We start from the raw sequence: 786 nt of genomic DNA on the forward strand, positions 1-786 counted from the left end.
TCTTAATCTAATTAAAATTAAAAACCGTGCGGCTTTTAGCGCACGGTTTACTCAGTGTACTCATTAACAAGTATTTTGGAAGCTCTTTTGTTGCCGTTATGCAGAAACGGCTACTACTTCCAATAATTCAGATAAACTGTCTGCGACAAAATCTGGGTTTGAAGCTGAAATAGGCTCACCATGGTTGTAACCGTATGTTAAACCAAACGAAGCACAACCTGCGTTTTTCGCCGCAAGGATGTCATTCTTCGAGTCGCCAACCATCAGCATTTCGCTCGCTTTCACCTGATGTTTTTCCATCAACCAGTTCAGTGCGACTGGATTTGGTTTTTTCTCAGGGAATGCATCACCACCCAATACGTCCACAAAGTATTTTGCGATGCCATGTTGCTCTAGAATTTCTGGAACAAACTTCGATGGTTTGTTCGTTACAAGAGCCATCGTAAAGCCTGCCTGATGTAGCTCTTCTAGCGTCTCTTTTACTGTTGGGTAAAGATGGCTCAGCTGATGACCGCTTTGCGCGTAAAAGTCATCAAACAGCTCGCGTCCTTTTGCACGCAGCTCTTCACTAAGATCGCTACTGATGGTCATGCTTTGGCTTAGTGCGCGGCCAATCAGGACGTCAGCACCGTTACCTACGTAATCACGTACTTGCTCTTCCGATACCGCAGGGTAACCCAAAGCTTGTACCGCTTGGTCTGCAGCAACGGCCAAATCAGGTACGCTGTCCAACAATGTGCCATCCAGATCGAACGCAATCAGTTTAATATCTTGTTGAGTCATAAT

Annotated in this window: 1 protein-coding gene; it reads right to left on the reverse strand. The window is 45.2% G+C overall.

Going from position 1 to position 786, the window contains the following annotated elements; genetic code table 11:
• Positions 1-96 precede the first annotated feature (96 nt).
• The gene (locus tag R7E78_RS25940) at positions 97-783 is read right to left on the reverse strand and encodes a phosphoglycolate phosphatase (RefSeq protein WP_005496518.1); all 687 of its coding nucleotides are present in this window, start codon (positions 781-783) and stop codon (positions 97-99) included.
• Positions 784-786 lie beyond the last annotated feature (3 nt).

The sequence above is a fragment of the Vibrio sp. YT-19(2023) genome (genome assembly GCF_033337395.1).

Coding starts and splice junctions, on each gene's coding strand:
- R7E78_RS25940 (WP_005496518.1), bottom strand. CDS start 783: ATGACTCAACAAGATATTAAACTGATTGCGTTCGATCTGGATGGCACA.